The sequence below is a fragment of the Gordonia paraffinivorans genome (genome assembly GCF_900683595.1).
GTDB classification, from domain to species: domain Bacteria; phylum Actinomycetota; class Actinomycetes; order Mycobacteriales; family Mycobacteriaceae; genus Gordonia; species Gordonia paraffinivorans.
Window position 1 is genome coordinate 1,378,826 of the sequence record NZ_CAACYD010000007.1, and the last position, 21,135, is coordinate 1,399,960.

Below are 21,135 nucleotides of genomic sequence, written 5' to 3' on the forward strand. Positions count from 1 at the left end.
ACATCGTGGCGAGCGTGAACATCAAGCCGCTTGAGGACAAGATCCTGGTGCAGGCCGTCGAGGCCGAGACGACCACCGCCTCGGGCCTGGTCATCCCGGACTCCGCCAAGGAGAAGCCGCAGGAAGGCACCGTCATCGCCGTCGGCGAGGGTCGGGTCACCGAGCAGGGCAATCGCATTCCGGTCGACGTCAAGGAAGGCGACACCGTCATCTACAGCAAGTACGGCGGCACCGAGATCAAGTACAACGGCGAGGAGTACCTGATCCTGTCGGCGCGCGACGTGCTCGCCGTCATCGGCAAGTAAGACTCGGGCGAGGGATCTCTCCCCGCGAGTCGTCTGAACGTCTGACGCGCCGCCCCGGCTCCCCGTCCAGGGGTCCCGGGGCGGTCGCCGTTGACGCCGGGCGGCTCCCGTGAAGACCTACTCAGTGAAGAAAGAGATTCATGGCCAAGCAGATTGAATTCAACGAAACAGCGCGCAAGGCGCTCGAGCGCGGCATCGACCAGCTCGCCGACACGGTGAAGGTCACCCTCGGCCCGCGCGGTCGGCACGTCGTGCTCGCGAAGGCCTTCGGCGGCCCGAGCGTCACCAACGACGGTGTGACCATCGCGCGTGACATCGACCTCGAGGACCCGTTCGAGAACCTCGGCGCGCAGCTGGTGAAGTCGGTGGCCACCAAGACCAACGACGTCGCCGGCGACGGCACCACCACCGCCACCGTGCTCGCGCAGGCGATGGTCAAGGCCGGCCTGCGCAACGTCGCGGCCGGTGCCAACCCGATGGCGCTCGGTGCGGGCATCAGCAAGGCCGCCGACGCCCTGAGCGAGGCCCTCCTGGCCGCCGCGACCCCGGTCGACGGCGAGCAGGGGATCGCCCAGATCGCCACCGTCTCCTCGCGCGACGAGGAGATCGGCGCGATGGTCGGCAAGGCGATGACCGCGGTCGGCGCCGACGGTGTCGTCACCGTCGAAGAGGGATCGGGCCTGCACACCGAGCTCGACGTCACCGAGGGCGTCCAGTTCGACAAGGGCTACCTGTCGCCGTACTTCGTCACCGACGTCGACAGCCAGGAGGCCGTCCTCGAGGACGCCTACATCCTGCTCTACCGCGACAAGATCACCTCGCTGCCCGACTTCCTTCCGGTGCTGGAGAAGGTCGTCGAGACCGGCAAGCCGCTGGTCGTCATCGCCGAGGACGTCGAGGGCGAGCCGCTGTCGACCCTGGTGGTCAACTCGATCCGCAAGACCCTGAAGGCCGTCGCGGTCAAGTCGCCGTTCTTCGGTGACCGCCGCAAGGCGTTCATGCAGGACCTCGCGGTCGTCACCGGCGGCACCGTGATCTCCAACGACATCGGTGTCACCCTGGCGGGCGCCGGCCTCGAGCTGCTGGGCACCGCGCGTCGCGTCGTCGTGACCAAGGACTCGACCACGATCGTCGAGGGTGCGGGCACCAAGGACGAGATCGCCGCGCGGGCGGCGCAGATCCGCCGCGAGATCGAGCAGTCGGACTCCGACTGGGATCGCGAGAAGCTCAGCGAGCGACTGGCCAAGCTGGCCGGCGGCGTCGCCGTCATCCGCGTGGGTGCGGCCACCGAGACCGAGCTCAAGGAGCGCAAGCACCGTGTCGAGGACGCGGTCGCCGCTGCCAAGGCCGCGGTCGAGGAGGGCATCATCCCCGGTGGCGGTTCGGCCATCGTCCAGGCGGCCAAGGTGCTCGACGACCTCGCCGACTCGCTCGACGGGGACGAGGCACTCGGCGTGCGGGTGGTCCGCGACGCCGCGAAGGCCCCGCTGTACTGGATCGCCACCAACGCCGGCCTCGACGGCGCCGTGATCGTGCAGAAGGTCGCCGAGGCGGAGAAGGGCCACGGCTTCAACGCCGCGACCCTCAGCTACGGCGATCTGGTCGCCGACGGCGTCATCGACCCGGTCAAGGTGACCCGTTCGGCGGTCGTCAACGCCGCCTCGGTCGCCCGGATGGTCCTGACCACCGAGACCGCGGTCACCGACAAGCCCGAGGAAGAGGCCGCCGACGCGCACGCCGGACACGGCCACGCGCACTGACGCGGACACCCTCGGCGTCTCGCTGACGAACCGGCTGTCATCCACCACCCGTGGGTGACAGCCGGTTCGGCTTTCGCAGGGCGGCCACGCGCCGGAGGTCGTCGCGCCGCGGTGGGGCCGATGCGTCGGCGACGGCAGAACCGAGAGCAGAAGAGCCGCGCATCCCCCGTAGGGGATGTGCGGCTCCTCGGTGCTTCGGTTCGAATGGTTCGGCGTTCCTCGAGGGTCACAGGGGCTCGAGGGTCACGGTCGGTGCGATCGTCGCCGGTCGCCGGCGTTGGTCAGCTCGCCATCCGGCGCCCGACGCCCCGCTTCATCAGCATGCTGCGCTCGGACTCCGAGAGTCCGCCCCAGATGCCGTAGGGTTCGGCGACGGCCAGCGCATGCTCGCGGCATTGGGCGATCACCGGGCACTGGTGGCACATCTCCTTGGCGCGGCGCTCGCGCTGGGCGCGCGCCCGGCCGCGTTCTCCGTCAGGATGGAAGAACATCGACGAGTCGACTCCGCGGCAGAGCCCGTGCATCTGCCAGTCCCAGACGTCTGCATTGGGGCCGGGGAGGTGGTTTGGCTGAGGCATGGCAGCTTCTCCTTGTCTAGGGCCGCTCCGGGTTCTCCGGTGGCGAAACGTCGATTCCTGCAACGCGTGAGCACACATTAAGCGGGCCTGAGAAATGCAGTCAACATCGCTCGGAATGGCCTCAGAAGAACAAAAAGTCTCGTCGATGTTAACGGCAGGTTAGACGGCCTGACGGTGATATCACGAGGGATCGTGGGAGGGTCGAATGCCTTCGTTCAGACCATAAAAATCCGTCCTGAACTGCGGAAATTGTCTCTGTGTACGAGAGGGAAGGTGAGGTGAGGCGGCGAATGGGGGCGGCGGCGGCTTGTCAACGGTTAACATCGTGGAAATCTCCTTATTATCTGCCGGTGATCTTGTCCCGGGATTAACGTTGGGAATCGTTCGTTAAATTCATGCAAACCAATAAGGATCCAGTGATCCAGGCCACTTGCCGACCCCGTGAAACCGCTGGTCCGGGCCCGTCTGGCGGGACTCGGGACATCGCCCGCGCCGGCGTCGACGCACGGTTGGGGTGGTGGACCGACGCGGTGGAGAAAGGCGGCCGAGGCGACTACGCAGCTGCGCTCGCCGCTCTCGACGGTGTCGTCGCCGGCATCCGAGCCGCCCACGGTTCCGCCGCGCCCCGGGGCGTCGACGCCGCGGTGCTCTCGCTGTGTCTGAGCACGCGGGCGTCGTTGCTACGGCAGGGCGGCCGGCACGATCGCGCGATCGGGGTCGACGGGCGTGCCCTGGCAGTGGTGGCCGACATGTGGCCCGACCCGGAGTCCGGCCGGAGGCGGTTCGACCCGTCACGCGCCGCCGTCGCCGACGCGCTGGTGGGTCTCGCGGCCGACAATCTCGGGCTGTTGCGGTTCGGTGCGTCGCGGCGCCTGCTGGAACGTGCGCGCGGGTTGTTCGCCGGGGACACCGGCAACGAGGACGAGAACTGGCTCACGTTCTCGCGCTGCCGGCTGCGCTGGGAGTGGGTCAGCGCCGAGCTCGGCCTCTACTCGGGGGACGTCGCGGCCGGCCTGGTCCATGCGGAGGCGGGCGCGGGGCTGGTCGGCCGTCTGTCGGAGCATTCGACGGTGCCCGTCCGCCATCGCGTCAAGACCGAACTCATCCTGGCTGCGGCCGAGGCGGGCATGGGCCGTCGCGAGGACGCGGTGGCACGGGCCCGGCATGTTGTCGTCACCGCAGGTCAGGAGGGGCTCTTGCCGCTCGAATGGGCGGCCTGGAGCCTGCTTTCCGGACTCGGCGACGTCTCGCCGCAGGAAGAACAGAGGTACGGCCACCTGCGCGCCACGCTCGTCGGCAAGGGCATGCCGTTGCGGTCGGGTGATGATGGCTAAGGTGTTTGAGGGTCTGCCTCGGCGGCGTCGTCGTCGACGCCGGAGGCGCGGGGGCCCGTAACAGGACCGGCCAGCGGGCGGTCAACCGATCTGTAACACGGGGTTTCCTACGCGCGATGAAGCTGTCAGGTGGTGAGTTGGACGACGCTGTGCGGGCCGCGGGTCGGGGCGATCGTGCAGCTCTCACCGCAGTCCTCGAGAGTGTGCAGGAGCCGATCCTGCGGTACTGCCGAGGGCGAATCGGAGTGGGAGAACGGCACCTGTTCTCCGCGGACGACATCGCGCAGGAGGCTTTGATGGCGGTCATGACCGCTCTGCCCCGTTATCGGGATCAGGGCAAGCCGTTCATGGCCTTCGTCTACGGCATCACCTCGCACAAGGTGGCCGACGCCATGCGGGTGGCGGCACGAGTGAAGTCCGATCCGGTCGAGGACATTCCCGAGGTGGGTCTGGTGACGGACGGGCCGGAGCAATCCGCGCTCGACGCCGACGCCAGCAGACGGATGCGCGCGCTCTTGGAGATTCTCCCCGAGAAGCAGCGCGAGGTCCTGGTCCTGCGACTCGTCGTCGGGATGTCCGCGGAGGAGACGGCCCAGATGATCGGTAGCACCGCGGGGGCGGTGCGCGTCGCCCAGCATCGGGCACTGGCGAAGTTGAAGGAAGAGCTGAAACGAGCGGGAGGATCACGATGAGCGGGGAGTCCGACTGGCGCCGCCGCCGTTCGATCCACGGGCGCGAACAGCTCGGCCGAGTGGGGGAACCATTGACCAACCGTGCGTCCGGGTCCGAACGACCGGACCCCAACACACCTGCCGACGACCCGGGGCTGCTCGTGCCCGGCGGCGTCGCGGCTGATTCCGCCGACGAGGCGCCGGACCTGTCCGAGGTCGCCTTCGACGAGAACTTCCTCGACGCGCTCGTGAGCGGCGTGCCGGTGCCCACGCGCGACACCACCGAGTACCAGCTCGCCGAGCTGCTGTCGGGCTGGCGTAGCGAGGCCGTCTCGACCCCGACCGCCCCGCTGGTGTCGGTCGACGACGTCGAGCGGGCCATCGCCCACACCGAGCGCGCGAGCCGGGGACGCCGGATGGTCCGCCACTTGCGAGTCGTGTCGGGTGCGGCCGCGATCGTCATCGTCGCCGCCGCCGGCCTCACGGTCCTCTCCGAGGGCTCCAAGCCGGGCGACCCGTTGTGGGCGGTCAAGGAGGTCGTGTTCTCCGAGCAGGCCTCCGAGACCCAGGCGGCCTACGACGTCCGCAGCAACCTCGAGCGTGCCGAGGCCGCGATCGCGGCCGGCGACACCTCCGCCGCGGTCGTCTACATCCAGAAGGCCGAGGAGAAGATGGGGCCGATGCGCGACGAGGGCACCCGTCGGGAGATGTCGGAGTGGGTCGGCCGTCTCCGGGGTGGTGCCGGCATGCCGGCCACGGACACGAGCACCGAACCGTCGCGTGCGTCGGCGACTTCGCCCGACGCCAGTGACAAGCCGGACCTGCGTATCCAGAGCACCGTGCCCTCGCCGTCCGACCGGCCGGCCCCGCCGTCGAGCGACGAAGAGGTGCCCGGCGGCCCGGTCGACGAGCCCGGTACGTCCGAGGAGCCGCAGCCGACGTCGCCCCCGAGTCAGTCCAAGGCCGACAAGCCGTCGTTGCCCAGCACGTCGTCGGCGAGTCGGACACCTGCGCAGTTCCCCACGTTCCCGTGGTCGCCGCCCCCCGGCGTCGACGCCTCCAAGCGCAAGCCCGGCTGATCGCGCGCTGCTACGAACCAGACGACTGTGCCCGTACCGGATAGGTACGGGCACAGTCGTCTTGTTTGGTGCCGGTCGCGCGGGACCGGTGCGGTCAGCGTCCTTCGTCGAAGTGGTTGCGCGCGTCGGCGTAGCCGCGGCAGTAGTCCCAGGTGACGTAGTGCTCGGGCTTCGGGTCGACCGCGGGCTCGTGCGGGCGCACGGTGCCGTCGATCAGCAGTTGGATGAGATTCGCCCGGAGCATGTCCCAGTCGTGGTAGTGGTCCTCGTGGCAGTCGTCGCACATGACGACCAGGCCGCGGACGCCGCGATGGGCGAGCAGCGCCTCGTAGACCGCGAGATCGGCGAGGTCCTCCTCGACCGCCAGCCGCTCGTTCTCGTCCAACGGGATACCCGGCTCCACACTGTCGAGTGCGGCAGCGGGATCGCTCGGGTCGTCGGCGAACGGGTCCGGCGGGAGGCCGGGTGGCAGGTGGTCACGCACACCACCACGGTAGCCGATATCACCCGTGTCGCGCCGCAGGCATCCGCCAGGGAGCCGACGTGTGGACGACGCGCGTGCGGACGGTGTCACGACGCGGCGAGAACCAGGGGGAACCCGTCTCGTCGGAGGCCTTCGGCACGTGTGACGATCGCCGCATCGGCCGAGTCGATACGATGGACCGATGACGCATGTTCGTACCGGTGGAGACGATCCCGGCAAGGTCGCGATGCTCGGCCTGACCTTCGACGACGTCCTGTTGCTGCCCTCGGCCTCGGACGTGATCCCGAGTGAGGTGGACACCTCCTCGCGGGTGACGAAGAACGTGACCCTGAAGGTGCCCCTGGTGAGCTCTGCTATGGACACCGTCACCGAGTCTCGCATGGCGATCGCGATGGCGCGCGCCGGCGGCATGGGCGTGCTGCACCGCAACCTCTCCATCGAGGCGCAGGCCTCGCAGGTCGAGACCGTCAAGCGGTCCGAGGCCGGCATGGTCACCGACCCGGTCACCTGCTCGCCGACCCACACTCTCGCCGAGGTCGACGCGATGTGTGCGCGTTACCGGATCTCCGGCCTGCCCGTCGTCGACGACAAGGGCGAGCTGGTCGGCATCATCACCAACCGGGACATGCGTTTCGAGGTCGACCAGAACCGTCCGGTCGCCGAGGTGATGACCAAGGCCCCGCTGATCACCGCCCAGGAGGGCGTCTCGGCCGAGGCCGCACTGGGACTGTTGCGCCGCAACAAGATCGAGAAGCTCCCGATCGTCGACGGCAACGGCCGCCTGACCGGTCTGATCACCGTCAAGGACTTCGTCAAGACCGAGCAGCACCCGAACGCCACCAAGGACTCCGACGGCCGTCTGCTCGTCGCCGCGGCCGTGGGCACCGGCGGCCCGCAATGGGACCGTGCGATGGCGCTCGTCGACGCCGGTGTCGACGTGATCATCGTCGACACCGCGCACGCCCACAACCGGCTCGTGCTCGACATGGTCGCCAAGCTCAAGGCCGAGGTCGGCGACCGCGTCGACGTGGTCGGCGGCAACGTCGCCACCCGCGAGGCCGCCCAGGCGCTCGTCGATGCCGGCGCGGACGCGGTGAAGGTCGGTGTCGGTCCCGGCTCGATCTGCACCACCCGCGTCGTCGCCGGTGTGGGCGCCCCGCAGATCACCGCGATCCTCGAGGCCGCGGCGGTGTGCCACAAGGCCGGTGTGCCGGTGATCGCCGACGGCGGCCTGCAGTACTCCGGCGACATCGCCAAGGCGCTCGCGGCCGGTGCGTCGACCGCGATGCTCGGCTCGCTGCTCGCCGGCACCGCCGAGGCCCCGGGCGAGCTGGTCCTCGTCAACGGCAAGCAGTACAAGAGCTACCGCGGCATGGGTTCGCTCGGCGCGATGCAGGGCCGCGGACAGGGCAAGTCGTACTCCAAGGACCGCTACTTCCAGGACGACGTCCTCAAGGAGGAGAAGCTCGTCCCGGAGGGTATCGAGGGACGGGTGCCGTTCCGCGGCGCGCTCAACGAGGTGATCCACCAGCTCGTCGGCGGCCTGCGTGCGGCGATGGGGTACACCGGGTCGTCGACGATCACCGAACTGCAGAAGGCCCGCTTCGTCCAGATCACGGCCGCGGGGCTCAAGGAGTCGCATCCGCACGACATCACCCTGACCACCGAGGCACCCAACTACTATTCCCGCTGACGTCTCCCGCGGGGTTCCCGGTCGCATCCGCCGACCGGGAACGCCGTAGGGTCGATGTGCAGCTGAACTCCGCAGAAAGGCGCAGTGGTGCGTGACCTCGTCGAAATCGGCATGGGCCGGACGGCCCGACGGACCTACGAGCTGGACGACATCAGCATCGTCCCGTCCCGTCGGACCCGCTCGTCCAAGGATGTCTCGACGGCCTGGCAGATCGACGCCTACCGGTTCGAGTCGCCGATCCTGAGTCACCCGACCGATGCGCTGGTGTCGCCGGCGGTCGCCGTCGAGCTCGGCAAGCTCGGCGCACTCGGTGTCATCAACGGCGAGGGCCTGTGGGCGCGGCACCGCGACGTCGAGGACAAGCTCGCCGAGCTGGTCGCCATCGCAGCCGACGACCCGGACCCGTATGCGGCCGTGCGCCACCTGCAGAAGCTGCACGCCGCGCCGCTCGATCCCGAGCTGCTCGGCCAGGCGGTCGCACAGGTGCGCGAGGCCGGTGTCACCACCGCGGTGCGGGTCAGCCCGCAGCACGCCCCGGAGCTCACCCCGGCGTTGCTCTCGGCCGGCGTCGAGATCCTCGTCGTGCACGGCACGATCATCTCGGCCGAGCATGTGGCGCAGGGCGACGGCAGCCCGCGCGAGCCGCTCAACCTCAAGACGTTCATCGCCGAGCTCGACATCCCGGTGATCGCCGGCGGCGTCCACGACCATCGCACCGCGCTGCACCTGATGCGCACCGGTGCGGCCGGCGTGATCGTCGGCTACGGCTCGGCGGCCGGCGCGACCACCACCGGCGAGGTCCTGGGCATCGGCGTGCCGATGGCCACGGCGATCGCCGACGCTGCGGCGGCACGTCGCGACTACCTCGACGAGACCGGCGGCCGCTATGTGCACGTGATCGCCGACGGCGACATCCACACCTCGGGCGACCTGGTGAAGGCCATCGCCTGCGGTGCCGACGCCGCGGTGCTCGGCACTCCGCTGGCGGCGTGCGCGTCGGCACCGGGCCGCGGCTGGTACTGGCCGTCGGCGGCCGCGCATCCCGACACTCCGCGCGGCTCGCTCCTGCAGGTCGCGGTCGACGACGACCGCCCGAGCCTCGAGCGCGTCCTCGTCGGTCCGTCCGACGATCCGTTCGGCGAGCTCAACTACGTCGGCGCCCTGCGTCGCGCGATGGCCAAGGCGGGTTACTGTGACCTCAAGGAGTTCCAGAAGGTCGGGCTGTCGGTCCGCGCCTGAGCGCCTCCACCGGCGTCCCGCGGAGTCGGGACGACGCGTATGCGCGCCGAAGGGTGACCGGCGTCATCCTTTGTGACAATGGCCATTAGTATGGTCGTCATGCGTGCGAAGAAGCGATCCAGTGCCACGGACTTCGACGTCCTCATCGTGGGCTCCGGTTTCGGCGGCAGCGTCAGTGCGCTGCGTCTGGTGGAGAAGGGGTACCGCGTCGGGGTGATCGAGGCGGGCCGTCGCTTCGAGGACGACGAGTTCGCCAAGACCAGCTGGCGTCTCAATCGTTGGCTGTGGGCGCCCAAGCTCGGGCTGTACGGCATCCAGCGCATCCACGCCCTCAAGGACGTGATGATCCTGGCGGGCGCCGGCGTGGGCGGGGGCTCGCTCAACTACGCCAACACGCTCTACAAGCCGCCGACGCCGTTCTTCACCGACCCGCAGTGGAGCCACATCACCGACTGGGAGGACGAGCTCGGCCCGTACTACGACCAGGCACGCCGGATGCTGGGCGTGGTCACCAACCCGACGGTGACCGACTCCGACCGCATAATCGCCGAGGTCGCCGAGCAGATGGGCGTCGGAGACACCGTGACCCCCACGCCGGTCGGCGTCTTCTTCGGCGCCAAGACCGGCCTGCAGGGGCAACCGGGCGAGACGGTGCCCGACCCGTACTTCGGCGGCGCCGGTCCGGAGCGCACGGCGTGTACCGAGTGCGGTGCCTGCATGACCGGATGCCGCGTCGGCGCCAAGAACACCCTGATGAAGAACTACCTCGGTCTCGCAGAACGCAACGGCGCCACCATCATCGACCGCACCACCGTGGACTCGCTGGTCCAGCGTCCCGACGGCTCGTGGGAGGTCGGCGCCCACCACTCGTCGTCGTGGGGACCGATCGGGCGCCGGCGCCGGGTGTTCACCGCCGACCAGGTGATCCTCGCCGCGGGCACGTTCAACACCCAGCGTCTGCTGCATCATGCGAAATGCACGACGCTGCCGCACATCTCGGACGCGATGGGCCGGCTGACGCGCACCAACTCCGAGTCGATCCTCGGTGCCATGGGTTCGCGCGTCGATCCCGAGCACGACTACTCGCGCGGTGTGGCGATCACGTCGTCGTTCTACCCGGAACCCAACACGCACATCGAACCGGTGCGATATGGCAAGGGCTCCAACGCGATCGCCTACCTGCAGACGCTGCTGACCGACGGCGGCACCCGGCGCAACCGGTTCGGGCAGTTCCTCAGGCAGGTCGCGAAGAACCCGTTCCTGCTCGTGCGTCTGCTCGTCGTGCGCCGGTGGAGCGAGCGCACCGTCATCGCCCTGGTGATGCAGAACAACAACAACTCGCTGACCACCTACGTGAAGAAGTTGGGCCCGCTGCGCTTCGTCACCAGCAAGCAGGGGCACGGTGAACCCAACCCGACGTGGATTCCCAAGGGCAACGAGGCGACCCGTCGCATCGCGGCCAAGATGAACCGCGGCATCGCCGGCGGCACGTGGGGCGACATCCTCAACATGCCGCTGACCGCCCACTACCTCGGTGGCTGCGCGATCTCCGACAACCCGGCCGACGGCGTCATCGATCCCTACCACCGCGTGTGGAACTACCCGACCCTGCACGTCACCGACGGCGCCTCGGTCTCGGCGAACCTCGGCGTGAACCCGTCGCTGACGATCTGCGCCCAGGCCGAGCGCGCGATCGCGTTGTGGCCCAACAAGGGTGAGCAGGATCGTCGGCCCGCGCAGGGGGAGGCCTACCGGCGCATCGCACCCAGCGCGCCCGTCGCGCCGGTCGTCCCGGCGGACGCGCCCGGCGCGCTGCGGCTGCCGATCACCCCGGTGAACCGGCCCGCCTGACGGGATTTCGTAGAAGAAGTGGGGACATGGCGCGCACTTCTTCTACGAATCGCTAGTCCAGGCCGCGCGCGGTGAGGGTGTCGGCGAACCCGTCGGCGGTGCGCAGCGCGGCGAGCACCACGGGCGCGACGAGGATGCGCGGACCCGGTCGGAGCCCGCGGGCCTTGCGCGCCTCGTCGACCTCGCGCACCACCTCGACCATCAACGGGATGGAACGGATCGTGAGGGCCATCGCGAGGGCGACGAGATCGGTCCGGACGCCCAGACGGCCGAGCGGACGCAGCCCGCGGACGATCGCGTCGAGCATGTCGGTGGTGCGCGTCGTCAGCGTGACGACGGTCGCCAGGGCGACCGACAGCGCCAGCAGCCCGCACACCACGAGCGCGCGCTGCCAGTCGGTGAAGATCACCTGGAAGACGAAGATGAACGCCAGCATCCACAGCAGCGGCCGCAACTGGCGCCAGGCCTCGAGCGGTCCGATGCCGCCGAGTGCGAAGATCGCCGCGACGCCGGCCGTGGCCGCACCGAGGGCGGGCAGGGTGCGCACGGTCAGCGACATGACCAGGATGATCACGCCCATGGCGACGAACTTCACGCCCGGCGACAACCGGTGGAGCAGCGTGTTGCCCGGACGGTAGACGCCGAGGACATTCACGACATCAGCTCCCGGTAGAAGCGGAGCGCCGGGGCCGGTGCGTCGTCGGCGACCACGCGTCCGTCGTCGATCACGAGGACGCGGTCGAAGTCGTCGAGGATGTCGAGATCGTGGCTGACGACGATCAGCTGCTCGTCGAGCGTCGCGAAGACGTCGGTCAGCATCCGGGTGTTGCGCAGGTCCAGCAGCGTCGTCGGCTCGTCGGCGACGATGATCGACGGGTCGGTCACGAAGATCGACGCGAGCGCCAGCAACTGCTTCTGCCCGCCGGACAAACGCTGCGCGGGATGGTCGGCGTGCTCGTCGAGTCCGAAGCGGGCCAGCACCTCGCGGGCGCGGGCGGCACGCTCCTTCTTGCCGAGGTCGGTGCGGCGCAACGACAGCTCGATGTCCTCGATGACCGTCGGCATGATGATCTGCCGGTCGGGGTCGGAGAAGATGAACCCGACGCGTCGCCGGACCTCGCGCTTGTGTCGGGCCACGTCGATCCCGTCGACGACGACCGTGCCCGATTCGGGCACCACGAGCGCGTTGATCATCCGTGCCAGCGTCGACTTGCCGCTGCCGTTGGCCCCGACGATGCCGATGCGGCGCTCGGCGAGAGACAACGAGACGTCACGCAGCACGACGCGATCGTTGTAGGAGTGCGAGACGTTGCGGAACTCGATCATCGGCGCGGACCGGGCGCGATCAGCCGCGGGCGCGTTGCAGACGCCACGGCTCGATGAGTCCGGGCCGTCCGCGATGGACCTGCGCGGCGACGAGCGCGGCCACCACGACCTTGATGACGTCGCCGATGATGAACGGGCCGTTGGAGGTGATCGCCGCCCAGACGGTCAGGTCGGTGCGGATGACCAGGCCGATGACACCGCACAGGTAGATCACCGCCATGCCGCCCACGGCGTTGATCGCGATGCCCCACAGCACGTGGTAGCGGGGCCGGGAGCCGACGCCGAGCATCAGCGCGGTGAGCACGCCGATCACGATGACGGCGGGCAGGAAGCCGACGAAGTATCCGGCGGTGGGAGAGGAGAGCGCGGTCAGTCCGTTGCGGCCGCCGGAGAGGATCGGCAGGCCGGCGATCGCGAGAACCATGAACAGCACCACCGCGAGGGTGCCCTTGCGCGGTCCGAGGATCGCGCCGGCCAGCATCACGCCGAGCGTCTGGAAGGTGATCGGCACGCCGCTGGTGCCGATGTTGATGGTCCCGGGCAGGCCCAGGGCGGCGATCAGGGCGGCGAAGACGGCGACCTGGGCGAGGTCGGCGATCGCCGACGACCGGGCGGGGGTGCTGGCGGATTCAGTCATGTCGGTGTCGAAGTATTTCACGTCGTGGCGCCCGTTAGACTCGACCGGGTGACAGATTCTTCAGCAGAGGATTTCCTCGAGGGCCCCCGGCCCGTTCTCGTAGTCGACTTCGGAGCGCAGTACGCGCAGCTGATCGCCCGGAGAGTGCGTGAGGCCCGGATCTACTCCGAGGTGGTCCCGCACGACGCCCCGATCGAGGAGATCAAGGCGAAGGATCCGGTCGCGATCATCCTCTCGGGCGGACCGGCGTCGGTGTACGCCGAGGACGCGCCCGGCCTCGACGCGGAACTCCTCGACCTCGACGTCCCCGTGTTCGGCATCTGCTACGGCTTTCAGGCGATGGCCGCAAAGCTCGGCGGCGAGGTCGCCAACACCGGCGGCCGCGAGTTCGGCCGGACCACACTGAGCCTCAACGGTGAGGGCATCCTGCACCAGGGTCTCTCCGACACCCAGCCGGTCTGGATGAGCCACAACGACGCCGTGCAGCGTCCCCCGGAAGGCTTCACCGTCACCGGTTCGACGCCGGGGGCGCCGGTCGCGGCCTTCGAGAACCTCGAGCGCCGGATGGCCGGAGTCCAGTACCACCCCGAGGTGCTGCACACCCCGCACGGCCAGCAGGTCCTCACGCGCTTCCTCTACGAGGTCGCAGGCCTGGAGGCCACCTGGACCGCCGCCAACATCGCCGACGCGCTCATCGACGCCGTCGCCGACCAGATCGGCGACGGCCGGGCCATCTGCGGCCTGTCCGGCGGTGTCGACTCCGCGGTGGCGGCCGCACTGGTCCAGCGGGCCATCGGCGACCGGCTGACCTGTGTCTTCGTCGACCACGGCCTGCTGCGGGCCGGTGAGCGCGAACAGGTCCAGCACGACTTCGTCAACGCGACCGGCGCCAAGCTCGTCACCGTCGACGCCGAGGAGACCTTCCTGCGCGAGCTGTCGGGCGTCACCGACCCCGAGGCCAAGCGCAAGATCATCGGCCGCGAGTTCATCCGCGCCTTCGAGGGTGCGGTGAGCGAGGTGCTCGGCGAAGAGGCCGAGGCCGGCGAGAAGGTCGAGTTCCTCGTCCAGGGCACGCTGTACCCGGACGTGGTGGAGTCCGGCGGCGGCAGCGGCACCGCGAACATCAAGAGCCACCACAACGTCGGCGGACTGCCCGAGGACCTCGAGTTCACGCTCGTCGAGCCGCTGCGCCTGCTGTTCAAGGACGAGGTCCGCGCGGTGGGCCGCGAGCTCGGCCTGCCCGAGGAGATCGTCGCCCGCCAGCCGTTCCCGGGGCCGGGCCTGGCGATCCGCATCGTCGGCGAGGTGACCGCGGACCGTCTGGAGACGCTCCGCAAGGCCGACCTCATCGCCCGCGAGGAGCTCACCGCGGCCGGTCTCGACAGCCAGATCTGGCAGTGCCCCGTGGTGCTGCTCGCCGACGTCCGCAGCGTGGGCGTGCAGGGCGACGGCCGCACCTACGGCCACCCGATTGTGTTGCGCCCGGTCTCCAGCGAGGACGCCATGACCGCGGACTGGACCCGGGTGCCCTACGAGGTGCTCGAGACCATCTCCACGCGCATCACCAACGAGGTCCCCGACGTCAACCGAGTCGTTCTCGACGTGACGAGCAAGCCGCCGGGCACCATCGAGTGGGAGTGACGCGCTCCGCATGACGAAAGCGTCAGGGCCGGCGAGATCTCGCCGGCCCTGACGCTTTTCCGTTTCCCCTCGCCGAGTCGTCGGGAGCCTCGATCAGCAGCGCGCCCGTGCCCCGGAGACGATGAGGACCAGGCCGATCAGGACGCCGACGCCGACGGCGATCCAGCCGAGGTCGGCGGCGTCGGGGAGTGACGGGCCGCCCGCGAGGCCCCAAGCGGCCACCGCGAGCGCGATGACTCCGAGGATTCCCAGGCCCGGTGCGCGGTGGGTGGATTCGCGGTTCATGGTCTCGTCGTGGGTGCCGTCGTTCATCGCAGGACCTTGACCTCTCCCATTCCGGTGTGTGCGTCGATCTCCAGGACCGGGCCGTCGGTGCCGTCACGTCCGCCGTCGAGACCGCTCGGGCAGGTGATGTTGCCGATCCCCGTGTTGCAGCTGGCGCGGACGTTCATGTCGTCTCCGACGAGCACCTCGATCACGCCCATGCCGTTGCGCAGCTCCACGCGCCGGTCCGAGGTGAGATCGACCTCCCGCAGGTCCAGCGTCATCTCCCCGACCCCGAGGCGGTACTCGGATTGGATGTCGTTCTCCGTCAACGGCTTCCACGTGCGGTCGCCGACCCCGCCCTCGGGGACGGCGATCCCGCTCGCGGCCGTGGTGACGATCGTCGCGATGCCCAGCAGGATGGCGACCGGCACCAGCCCGGTGCTGTGTTCACCGGTGCGGCGGCGCATCAGCGAGGCGACGACCAGACCGACGCCGACCACGGCGAGGCACATCGACAGGATGCGCGGGACGGTGAACCAGTCGACTCCGCTCTGGTTGAGGGCGGCGCCGATGGCGCCGACGATCACCGCGAGACCGAGCACCACCAGCGTGAGCGGTGACCGGCGGCGCCGGGTCGGCACGGGCGGCGGTTCCGGGGATGAGGGCTCGGGGAGATCCCATGCGAACGGAGCGGCGCCCAGCGGGTCCCACGACGGCGGCTTGGCGTCGATCTCGTCGTAGGCCGGGGTCGGTGTCGCCGGCGGCGTCCAGCGGTCGGCGGTCGAGATGCCGGTCGTCGACGCACCGGGGGCGTCGGCCGTGCTCTTGTGCAGATCGATCCTGCTCGTCGGGTTGTCCGTCACGCCGTTCTCCTTCGAAGTGGCCGTGTCAGAGGGGGTCTCGGGTGATGAATCGGCGTTCGGCGTGCCGGTGCCCGACGCCGCGGAGGCCTTCCGCATGTCGACGGTGGGCGAACCCGCACCCGTCGCGGCGGGGCTGACGGCGGCCGTGCCGCTCATGGCGCGCGGCACCCAGCGTTCGAACTGGCCCGCCGTCGGCGGCGGGACCACGACGTCGGCGAGGGCGGTCACCGTGTCGATGCTGGTGCCGGCCGGCGGCCGGGGCGTGCGCTGGTACAGCAGGAACCACCCGCCGAGCATCAGGATCGCGCCGACTATCCCGCCCGAGCCCCACGTGCGGTTGGGGCCGATCGAGGTGATCACGACGATCGCGAGCACGATGAGCAAAAGGACCTGCGGATTGTGGAGCCCGCGACCGCGGCCCCCGTCCTGCCGCCCGGTCGACGCCGGCTCGCGCAGGGCCTGGTTGCGGGCGCGGTTGGCGCTGGGGAAGGCGACCCAGCCCGCGAGGTAGAGGATCAGACCGCTGCCGCCGAAGAGCGCGGACACCACGAACGCGACCTTCACGAGGGTGGGATCGACGCGGTAACGGGCGGCGATGCCGCTGCACACGCCGGCGACGGTGCGGTTCTCCGGCCGGACGGGGCGGGTTGCCCACATCTGTGTGAGCTGACTCTGGAACTCCTTGGTGTCCATGCCAGTCATCGTGCTCTCTCCCACACCCCGGGCACATCGGGGAGAATCCCTGATTTTGCACCGATCCGGGGTCGGGGGCAGGCCGGCGACCCTGAGGGCCGCGGCGGGGAATCGGGGGTGAACCCCGATGCCGCGCTCTGACGAACATGGGAACATCGAGGTGTGACTCGAACGGAGGTGGAGCCTGTCCCGCGCCTGGTGCGCAGGGACGGCGGCCGCGTGATCGCCGGTGTGGCGGGCGGTATAGCCGACCATCTGGGAGTCGACGTCTTCCGGGTCCGGATCGTCTTCGTCGTCCTCGCGGCGCTCGCCGGCGCGGGCGTGGCGGCCTACGGTCTGCTGTGGTTCTTCTGCCCGCCCGGAAAGGACACCGAACCGCCTGCGCCGGGGGAGCGTCGCCAGTCGCTCGGCCTGGCGGTGCTGGGCCTGGTGGCGATGTCGGTGGTCGGTTTCGCCGCGTCGGGGACGCCGGCGGAATACCTGGTCCCGTTCGTGTTCGTCGCCATCGGCGCGAGCCTGGTCTGGCGCGAGTTCGACAGTTCCCACCGGACCCCGCGCACGCCGCTGCTGACGTGGACGCGGCTGGTGGGCGGCGTCGTGCTCGTCGTCGGCGGACTGGTGGTGATCGTCGTCGCCGGCGACCGCAGCTTCGGCGGGCTCAACACGACGATCCTGGCGGTGGTGGCGACGCTGATCGGCGTCGTCCTGCTGACCGTTCCGCTGTGGATGCGTATGTGGCGCACCCTCAACGAGGAGCGGGCGGCCCGGATCCGCAACGCCGAACGCGAGGAGATCGCCTCGCACCTTCATGATTCGGTGCTGCAGACGCTCGCGCTGATCCAGAAGAAGGCGCATCGGCCCGAGGAGGTGGCCCGGCTCGCCCGCAGCCAGGAGCGCGAGTTGCGCGCCTGGCTGTTCGGTGACCCGGCACAGCAGCGTGGCTCGCTCGCCGCCGCGATCCGCAGCGTGGGCGCCGAGGTCGAGGACGCCTACGGCATCGAGGTCGAGGTCATCACCGTCGGCGACCTGAGGCCCAGCGACGCCCGCGACGCGAAACGCTGGTCCGCGCTCGCGGGTGCGACGCGCGAGGCGCTCGTGAACGCCGCCAAGCATTCCGGCGAGCGCAGTGTCGACGTCTACTGCGAGGTCACCGACGAGCAGGTCGAGGTCTACGTGCGCGACCGCGGGAAGGGCTTCGACCCCGAGCTGGTCGACGAGGACCGCCAGGGCATCGACAAGTCGATCCGTGCACGCATGGAACGCGTCGGCGGGCGGTCGCGAATCACCTCGACCCCCGGCCGCGGGACGAATGTCGCGCTTACGATGCCGCGCGGCGACGGCGTCCCGGTCGAGGAGAGCAGTGCCTTCGAGACCCCCGCCGAGGGTGCCCGTGCCGCGGATGTCCCTGCCGGGACCGGCGAGGACGGGGCGGGGACGGCCGAGCAGTCGCAGGCGGATCGACAACCAGCGGACAACCGGAAGGTGAGATGACCGGAGAACAGTTCCCCACGAGCACGTCGCACACGGACGCCGAGGCCGACGCGCCGCCGATGTACACGGTGTTCCTCGTCGACGACCACGCCGTGTTCCGTTCCGGCGTGCGCGCCGAACTCGCCGACGAGGCCGGGCTGCGCGTGATCGGCGAGGCCGGCACGGTCGGCGAGGCGATCGACGGCATCGTCGCCGCACGTCCGGACGTGGTGCTGCTCGACGTCCACATGCCCGCCGGCGGCGGCGTGGCGGTGCTGCGCGGGGTCCTCGACCGCGTGGGACCCGACTCGGAGAGAACCCCGGTCTTCCTGGCGCTCAGCGTGTCCGACGCCGCCGAGGACGTCATCGCGACGATCCGTGCCGGCGCCCGCGGCTACGTCACCAAGACCATCGACGGCTCGGAACTGGCCGACGCGGTCCGTCGCGTCGCCGAGGGCGATGCGGTGTTCAGCCCGCGCCTGGCAGGGTTCGTGCTCGATTCGTTCACCGGCAAGTCGACGGCACCCGAGCCGCCGCTCGACCCCGAACTCGACTCGCTGACACGGCGCGAACTCGAGGTCCTGCGGTTGCTCGCCCGTGGGTACACCTACCGCGAGATCGCCGAGGAGCTGTTCATCTCGATCAAGACCGTCGAGACCCACGCCTCCAACGTGTTGCGCAAGACCCAGCAGTCCAACCGCAACGCGCTGACACGTTGGGCCGCAACGCGTCACATCGGCTGACGCCACTGCCGAGGGCAGTCGGCGCGCAATGCGCTCGTTCCTGGTGTGAGACCCCGGGGCGACCTCACCCCGGGATCACCGCCAGAGCGCGATCAGCAGCACCACCAGCACGGCCAGCACCGCGAAGAACACGAATATCGACACCGCCAGAGCCGTGCTCGACGTGGCGGTGTCGCGTGCCTGGCGCACCCATCCCTGGGACTGGTCGGGGTATGCGGGCGGTCGGGGCGTCGAATACTGCGGCGCCGGGTACGGCTGCCGGACCGAGTAGGGCTGCGGGGTCGACATCAGCGTCGGCGCGTGCGCCTCGCGCGTCTGCGGGATGTCGCGCGAGGCGCGGTCGGCGTCGCCGGCCGGGGAGTCGGGCAGCAGGGTCGCCGCGCCGACCGGGCGGTGACCGCCGGTGGTCGACGAGCGGTTGCCGCTGCGCTGCGCCCACACCGGGGTGCCGGCGCCGGGCCGCGTGATGAGCCCGGTCAACACCTGCTCGCGAGTGCCGCGCGTGCCGGCGGCCACGGACGCCAGCATGTCGCGGGCCTCGGCCATCGTGGGCCGCTTGGTGGGGCTCGGCTCGAGGAGTCGCAGCAGGACCGGCTCGAGTTCTCCGGCGTTCTTCATCGGGTTGATGCGCGCCCTGGCGACCTTGTGCAGCAACGCGATCGAGTTGTCGTCGACCCCGAACGGCGGTTGACCCTCGACCATCGTGTAGATCGTGGCACCCAGCGAGTAGACGTCGGAGGCCTCCGAGGGCTCGGCGCCGCGGGCCACCTCGGGTGCGAAATACGCAGGTGTGCCGGTGATCACGCCGGTCTGTGTGAGCGACACGTCGTCCTTGGCCCGGGAGATGCCGAAGTCGGTGATCTTGACCAGGCCCGCGTTGCGCCCGCCCTCGGCGATGAGGATGTTGCCCGGCTTGATGTCGCGGTGCACGATGCCGGCGGCGTGCGCCTCGACCATCGCGTCGGCCACCTGCGCGCCGATCTGGGCGGCTTCGGTGGGGGTGAGGGTCGTTGTGGCGTGCAGGATCTGGGCGACGCTGCGCGACGGCAGGTACTCCATCACCAGCCAGGGCTCGCCCCGGTCGAGCGCGACGTCGTGCATGGCGATCGCGTTGCGGTGGGAGAGCTTGGCCGCGATGCGACCCTCGCGCATCGCGCGCCGGCGGATGTTGTCGGCGGTGTCCTCGGTGAGTCCCTCGGTGGAGACGACCTGCTTGACCGCGACGTCGCGGTCGAGGAGCTGGTCCCTGGCCAGCCACACCGTGCCCATCCCGCCGCCGCCGATCCGCGACTTCAGGCGGTATCGGCCGGCCACCAGGTACTGCGGACCTGGCGTGTGGTGGGCTCCGGGGGACGGTGGCATACGGCGATGATAACCGCGCGGCCGTTCCGGCGGGCAGCGCGCTTGACAGCTCTCTCGCACATGTGTTCGACTCGTTTCATGCGATGGTCCGAACAGGCGGTCGAGGTCGACGACGGGGCGCTTCCCGGGTTGAGCCGCTCCGGCCTCGTGCGGTCGGTGCGGACCCCGGATTTCGAGGGTGTCACGTTCCACGAGGTGCTGGCAAAGAGCGCGCTCAATCGTGTCCCGGAGGCATCGCATCTCCCGTTTCGGTTCACCGTCAACACCTTTCGAGGGTGTACGCATGCGTGTCGGTACTGCTTCGCCCGTCCCACGCACGAATACCTCGATCTCGACGCCGGTGAGGACTTCGACTCGCAGGTGGTCGTGAAGCTCAACGTGGCCGCGGTGTTGCGCAAGGAGCTCAGGCGTCGCTCGTGGACGCGGGAGACCGTCGCGCTCGGCACCAACACCGACCCCTACCAGCGAGCCGAGGGTCGCTACCGGCTCATGCCGGGGGTGATCGGGGCGCTGGCCGAGTCGCGGACCCCGTTCTCGATACTCACCAAGGGCACCCTGATCCGGCGTGACCTGCCCCTGCTGCGGCAGGCCGCGGGGCAGGTCCCGGTGAGCGTGGGGATCTCGCTGGCCATCGTCGACCCGGATCTGCAGAAGAGGATCGAGCCGGGGACGCCGTCGCCGCGGGCGCGGCTGTCGCTCATCCGTGATCTCGCCGACGCCGGGCTCGCGCCGCATGTGATGGTCGCACCTGTCATGCCGTACCTGACCGATTCGAAGGCGCACCTCGACGAACTGCTCGGCGCGCTCGCCGAGGCCGGCGCGACGGGGGTGACCGCGTTTCCCCTTCACCTGCGGTCGTCGACGAAACCGTGGTTCCTCGAGTGGCTGGCCGAGGAGCATCCCGCGCTGATCCGCCGGTATCGGGGGCTGTACGGCCGCGGGGCGTACGTCACCCCCGAGTACTCGTCGTGGTTGCGCGAACGCATGCAGCCGCTGGTGCGCAAGCACGGGCTCGCCGGATCGGGTGGTCTGCGGCAGGCGGGCGGTGATCCGGATTCGGGTCGGCTCGGCCCGGTGGCCGTTCCCGAACTGCAGCACGCGCTCACCTTGTTCTGAGTCCTGCCGGCCGTATGGGCTTG

General features: G+C 69.8%; 20 protein-coding genes. 12 read left to right on the forward strand and 8 right to left on the reverse strand.

Annotated elements, in window-relative coordinates; all coding sequences use genetic code 11:
* Positions 1-5: 5 nt before the first annotated feature.
* Entirely contained in the window at positions 6-305 is a 300-nt protein-coding gene (gene groES / locus E1P53_RS19340; RefSeq protein WP_006900052.1) for a co-chaperone GroES, read from the forward strand.
* 140 nt (positions 306-445) lie between these two features.
* Entirely contained in the window at positions 446-2,065 is a 1,620-nt protein-coding gene (gene groL / locus E1P53_RS19345) for a chaperonin GroEL (protein ID WP_006900051.1), read from the forward strand.
* A 281-nt stretch (positions 2,066-2,346) separates the two neighbouring features.
* Here the strand turns inward: groL and E1P53_RS19350 are convergent, their stop codons facing one another.
* Positions 2,347-2,643, reverse strand: coding sequence for a WhiB family transcriptional regulator (locus E1P53_RS19350; protein ID WP_006900050.1), 297 nt, complete (start codon positions 2,641-2,643; stop codon positions 2,347-2,349).
* Positions 2,644-3,173: 530 nt separating this feature from the next.
* On the opposite strand from E1P53_RS19350, the gene E1P53_RS19355 reads away from it, so the two are divergent.
* From E1P53_RS19355 to E1P53_RS19365, 3 genes are all read left to right on the forward strand, one after another.
* Positions 3,174-3,977 carry a hypothetical protein gene (locus E1P53_RS19355; protein ID WP_244941229.1) on the forward strand — a complete coding sequence of 268 codons (804 nt, stop codon included), beginning with the start codon at positions 3,174-3,176 and terminating at the stop codon, positions 3,975-3,977.
* A 116-nt stretch (positions 3,978-4,093) separates the two neighbouring features.
* A complete protein-coding gene (locus tag E1P53_RS19360) occupies positions 4,094-4,669 on the forward strand; it encodes a sigma-70 family RNA polymerase sigma factor (protein WP_006900048.1) in 576 nt (191 codons plus the stop codon).
* A complete protein-coding gene (locus tag E1P53_RS19365) occupies positions 4,666-5,727 on the forward strand; it encodes an anti-sigma-D factor RsdA (RefSeq protein WP_131735218.1) in 1,062 nt (353 codons plus the stop codon). The genes E1P53_RS19360 and E1P53_RS19365 overlap by 4 nt, the downstream gene beginning before the upstream one ends.
* Before the next feature lie 94 nt (positions 5,728-5,821).
* On the opposite strand, the gene E1P53_RS19370 is transcribed toward E1P53_RS19365, so the two are convergent.
* Entirely contained in the window at positions 5,822-6,211 is a 390-nt protein-coding gene (locus E1P53_RS19370) for a DUF5319 domain-containing protein (RefSeq protein WP_006900046.1), read from the reverse strand.
* A gap of 181 nt (positions 6,212-6,392) precedes the next feature.
* On the opposite strand from E1P53_RS19370, the gene guaB reads away from it, so the two are divergent.
* The 3 genes from guaB (at position 6,393) to E1P53_RS19385 (ending at position 10,994) form a co-directional block, all read left to right on the forward strand.
* Complete coding sequence (guaB, locus tag E1P53_RS19375) at positions 6,393-7,904, forward strand: IMP dehydrogenase (protein ID WP_109238791.1); 1,512 nt, start codon at positions 6,393-6,395, stop codon at positions 7,902-7,904.
* Between the two features lie 87 nt (positions 7,905-7,991).
* Complete coding sequence (locus tag E1P53_RS19380) at positions 7,992-9,143, forward strand: GuaB3 family IMP dehydrogenase-related protein (RefSeq protein ID WP_040526650.1); 1,152 nt, start codon at positions 7,992-7,994, stop codon at positions 9,141-9,143.
* A 99-nt stretch (positions 9,144-9,242) separates the two neighbouring features.
* The gene (locus E1P53_RS19385) at positions 9,243-10,994 is read left to right on the forward strand and encodes a GMC family oxidoreductase (RefSeq protein WP_131735219.1); all 1,752 of its coding nucleotides are present in this window, start codon (positions 9,243-9,245) and stop codon (positions 10,992-10,994) included.
* A 52-nt stretch (positions 10,995-11,046) separates the two neighbouring features.
* Here the strand turns inward: E1P53_RS19385 and E1P53_RS19390 are convergent, their stop codons facing one another.
* From E1P53_RS19390 to E1P53_RS19400, 3 genes are read right to left on the reverse strand one after another with little or no spacing between them, the layout of a single operon-like run.
* The gene (locus tag E1P53_RS19390; RefSeq protein ID WP_006900042.1) at positions 11,047-11,649 is read right to left on the reverse strand and encodes an energy-coupling factor transporter transmembrane component T family protein; all 603 of its coding nucleotides are present in this window, start codon (positions 11,647-11,649) and stop codon (positions 11,047-11,049) included.
* Complete coding sequence (locus tag E1P53_RS19395; protein ID WP_131735220.1) at positions 11,646-12,320, reverse strand: energy-coupling factor ABC transporter ATP-binding protein; 675 nt, start codon at positions 12,318-12,320, stop codon at positions 11,646-11,648. Before E1P53_RS19395 ends, E1P53_RS19390 begins: the two co-directional genes overlap by 4 nt.
* 19 nt (positions 12,321-12,339) lie before the next feature.
* Positions 12,340-12,957 carry a biotin transporter BioY gene (locus E1P53_RS19400; protein WP_131735221.1) on the reverse strand — a complete coding sequence of 206 codons (618 nt, stop codon included), beginning with the start codon at positions 12,955-12,957 and terminating at the stop codon, positions 12,340-12,342.
* A gap of 48 nt (positions 12,958-13,005) precedes the next feature.
* Between E1P53_RS19400 and guaA the strand changes: the two genes are divergently transcribed.
* On the forward strand, positions 13,006-14,598 hold the full coding sequence (gene guaA / locus E1P53_RS19405) for a glutamine-hydrolyzing GMP synthase (RefSeq protein ID WP_131735222.1): 1,593 nt from the start codon (positions 13,006-13,008) through the stop codon (positions 14,596-14,598).
* Positions 14,599-14,691: 93 nt separating this feature from the next.
* Here the strand turns inward: guaA and E1P53_RS19410 are convergent, their stop codons facing one another.
* Both E1P53_RS19410 and E1P53_RS19415 read right to left on the reverse strand, forming a co-directional pair.
* Entirely contained in the window at positions 14,692-14,910 is a 219-nt protein-coding gene (locus tag E1P53_RS19410) for a hypothetical protein (RefSeq protein ID WP_006900038.1), read from the reverse strand.
* Positions 14,907-16,430, reverse strand: a complete 1,524-nt coding sequence (locus E1P53_RS19415) for a PspC domain-containing protein (protein WP_131735223.1) — start codon at positions 16,428-16,430, stop codon at positions 14,907-14,909. Before E1P53_RS19415 ends, E1P53_RS19410 begins: the two co-directional genes overlap by 4 nt.
* Positions 16,431-16,598: 168 nt before the next feature.
* Between E1P53_RS19415 and E1P53_RS19420 the strand changes: the two genes are divergently transcribed.
* Together E1P53_RS19420 and E1P53_RS19425 are read left to right on the forward strand one after the other, a co-directional pair.
* Positions 16,599-17,912, forward strand: a complete 1,314-nt coding sequence (locus E1P53_RS19420) for an ATP-binding protein (protein WP_181954876.1) — start codon at positions 16,599-16,601, stop codon at positions 17,910-17,912.
* Positions 17,909-18,634, forward strand: coding sequence for a LuxR C-terminal-related transcriptional regulator (locus E1P53_RS19425; protein ID WP_006900035.1), 726 nt, complete (start codon positions 17,909-17,911; stop codon positions 18,632-18,634). The genes E1P53_RS19420 and E1P53_RS19425 overlap by 4 nt, the downstream gene beginning before the upstream one ends.
* A 75-nt stretch (positions 18,635-18,709) precedes the next feature.
* Here E1P53_RS19425 and E1P53_RS19430 read toward each other — a convergent pair whose 3' ends face one another.
* Positions 18,710-19,996, reverse strand: a complete 1,287-nt coding sequence (locus tag E1P53_RS19430) for a serine/threonine-protein kinase (protein ID WP_006900034.1) — start codon at positions 19,994-19,996, stop codon at positions 18,710-18,712.
* Positions 19,997-20,074: 78 nt separating this feature from the next.
* Here E1P53_RS19430 and E1P53_RS19435 point away from each other — a divergent pair, with 78 nt between their 5' ends.
* The gene (locus E1P53_RS19435; RefSeq protein ID WP_131735225.1) at positions 20,075-21,112 is read left to right on the forward strand and encodes an Rv2578c family radical SAM protein; all 1,038 of its coding nucleotides are present in this window, start codon (positions 20,075-20,077) and stop codon (positions 21,110-21,112) included.
* Positions 21,113-21,135: the final 23 nt, after the last annotated feature.